This is a genomic window from Sulfurovum sp. bin170, assembly GCF_010892395.1.
Classification (GTDB): domain Bacteria; phylum Campylobacterota; class Campylobacteria; order Campylobacterales; family Sulfurovaceae; genus UBA1140.
The window spans coordinates 1-2,933 of sequence record NZ_JAACKB010000035.1 but is presented as its reverse complement, the minus strand read 5'-3'; the positions used below and the strand labels follow the sequence as shown (position 1 = coordinate 2,933).

Genomic DNA, 2,933 nt, shown 5'->3' with positions numbered 1-2,933 from the left:
GCAAGTTCTATAAACCATAGTAGATTATATGAGCAGTTTTCAGAGTTGAAGTAGTAGAGAGAGTAGTATCTCTGCATCTCAATCATGTGAAGAACAGCTCTCTCTATCTCCTTTGAAGTTAGCTTCAGTTTATACTCCCACATATCTCTGTGTTCCATCTCAGAGTAGAGTTTGACCATCTCATAATATGGAGCTATGGTATATCTTCCCTCAAATCCACCAAAAACTCCACCGTAAGCATAGGAGAAAATATCCGTCTCCTTATCTATTTTGGCAGAGTAGTTTAGAGCATAAGAGAGCAGGGGAGTTGTCTCATTTTTATCAAATCTCAAAAAAGTATGTCCTACCATTGAGGCAGGGGAGTTCATATATGATGAGGCGTAGACTAGATAGAGTGTTTTAAAATCAAATTTTTTAAGATGTTGATCTAAATCTCTGCACTCTTCTATATTCTCTTTTGGAAGTTGCTCTTTTAGCCATCTCGTTCGTGCAGGATATAAGCACTGTGTCGAGTTAATATCATTTGGGTTACCCTCTTGTATAGATTTCAGTGTTGCCAGAAGCTCATCTTTTGGTGAGTTTTTGCCAGTGGGTGAGAGAAAAAAGCTACTATCATCTATCTGACTCTTACCATCTTTATAGTGAAGAAGTTTGAGCCAATAATTATCAACTCCCCCAAATAGAGAATCAGATAAAAGTATAGTAAAAACTAGATATTTTGAAAAACTAGGAACCGATGGCTTTAGCCTCGTCTTGTTCGGGACTAAAGTCTCCGACTCCAAAGAGTCTTGCACGATGTCTACTAGACTAAGGTAGTGCAATATGCTCGTTACCTATCCAAGCAAGTAGAACATAGAGAGCAAGTGTTGCTACAGGAATGAGACCAAGATACCAGTATAGTCTATCTCGCAAAATATATATGATAAGTCCACCATATGCAACTATAAGTGCCATGATATGTGCTAAAAAGAGAGGCATAAGCGAACGCATGACATTTCCTACAACTCCTAGAGAGATGAGACCTGCTAGAAGAAGAACAGAGAGAAGCATTTTTTTGAGATTGCCCTCTCTTTTATACATCAAAAATATCAATCCTATACTAAAGAGTAGTGCAAAAACAATAATGGTTTTCATATCCTATCCACAACCTCAATACCAAGAATATCTAAACCTTTTTCAATAACATTAGCTGTAAGTTTGGAAAGTTGCAGTCTACTCATTTTCACCTCTTTCTCTACTCCATCTTTTAGAATAGGATTCTGCTCATAGAACTTCATAAATAGAGTAACCAAATCATATAGATAAGAGGTAATAGTATGAGGAGTTGCCTCTATGGAAGCCTTTGTTAAGGTATCTTCGAATTTTAAAATCATAAGAGCAAGTTTATGTTCTAGCTCATCATCTATTTTAATCTCCCCTATAATTTCTGCATTATGCTTTCTAAAGATAGATTGGATTCGTGCATAGGCATACTGCATATATAGAGCTGTATTACCATCAAAACTTAACATCTTATCCCAAGAGAATAGGTAGTTTGACTCTCGGCTGATGCTTAGGTCCGCATATTTAACCGCACCGATACCGATAGCTGTCGCCACTCTGTTTAGCTCTGCTTCACTATACTCATTTCTCTTTTTGATGGTCTCTTTTGCACGGATTACCGCTTCATCTAGTAGGTCTATAAGTTTTATTGTGCCACCATCTCTTGTCTTAAATGGTTTTCCACTTCTGTCCATCATGGTTCCAAAAGCGATATGTTCTAAAGCAACAGATTCTCCAACGATATTTGCCTGTTTAGATATAGAAAATACCTGTTTGAAGTGTTGCCCCTGTCTTGCGTCGACCACATAGCAGATACGGTCTGCTTCAAGTTCTCCTGCTCTGAATTTCAGTGCAGATAGGTCTGTTGTGGCATATAAAAACCCACCATCTCTTTTTTGAATAATAACAGGTGGCTTATCCTCTCCATCTACAAATACACACTCTGCACCATTGGAGTTGGTGGAGATATTTTTATCTTTTAGGATTTTGATAATATTTGGAAGTTCACTGTTGTAAAAGCTCTCTGCTCTAACATCATTACGCGTCAAATTAACACCAAGTTTTGCATAGACCTCTTCACAATGACCTAGTGATTTATCAATAAATTGTCTCCAAAGATTTAGACAATGCTCATCCCCACTCTGAATTTTAACAACATACTCTCTGGCAATATTAGCAAACTCTTCACTCTCATCGAAGCGTACTTTTGCATCTTTGTAGAACTGCTCCAAATCTTGAAGATTTTGGTTGCCATCTGCCCCTTGCTCTTCAAGATGGGCGATGAGCATTCCAAACTGAGTACCCCAATCACCGATATGATTTTGACGAATTACCTCATCACCTAGAAACTCTAAGAGTGTTGCTAGAGTATCACCGATAATTGATGAGCGAAGGTGACCAACATGCATCTGTTTTGCCATATTGGGTCCAGAGTAGTCTACTACTACTTTTTGTGAGTTCTCTACAAGACCTACACCTACTCTTTTATCCTCTAAGATAGAGTTTGCTTGGGTTGATATCCACCTGTTGTCTAGCCATATATTGATAAATCCTGGACCTGCAACTTCCACTTTTGTTATCATGCCTGTTGTGTCGATATGTTTAACAACATCCATAGCTATCTGTCGTGGATTTTTCCTTAATATCTTGGCAAGTCTCATGACACCATTGAATTGGTAGTCTCCAAACTCTGGTTTTGTTGCATCTGATATAACAATATCTTCTGCCTCTATATTGGCATCTTCTAATACTTTTTTTATAATTTGACTTAATTGTGATTTGATTTTCATATGTGTTCCGTAGGTAGGGTGGTGCATTTATGCCCACCCTTTAAATTTTTACACGCCGTTTGGTGGGCATAAATGCACCACCCAAAAACATTTTTAAACTTT

At 37.8% G+C, this 2,933-nt stretch carries 3 protein-coding genes; all 3 read right to left on the bottom strand.

Features of this window, described 5'->3' with window-relative positions; genetic code table 11:
- Positions 1–821: DUF4105 domain-containing protein (locus tag GSY74_RS00835; RefSeq protein WP_164663203.1), on the bottom strand; the 821-nt coding region annotated here is incomplete at its 3' end.
- Positions 808–1,134, bottom strand: a complete 327-nt coding sequence (locus tag GSY74_RS00830) for a hypothetical protein (RefSeq protein ID WP_164663202.1) — start codon at positions 1,132–1,134, stop codon at positions 808–810. The genes GSY74_RS00835 and GSY74_RS00830, both read right to left, overlap by 14 nt.
- On the bottom strand, positions 1,131–2,858 hold the full coding sequence (argS, locus tag GSY74_RS00825; protein ID WP_255494413.1) for an arginine--tRNA ligase: 1,728 nt from the start codon (positions 2,856–2,858) through the stop codon (positions 1,131–1,133). Before argS ends, GSY74_RS00830 begins: the two co-directional genes overlap by 4 nt.
- Positions 2,859–2,933: the final 75 nt, after the last annotated feature.

Excerpts from the sequence above, each read along its gene's own strand:
- GSY74_RS00830 (WP_164663202.1), bottom strand. The coding sequence starts at position 1,134 with ATGAAAACCATTATTGTTTTTGCACTACTCTTTAGTATAGGATTGATA.
- argS (WP_255494413.1), bottom strand. The coding sequence starts at position 2,858 with ATGCACCACCCTACCTACGGAACACATATGAAAATCAAATCACAATTA.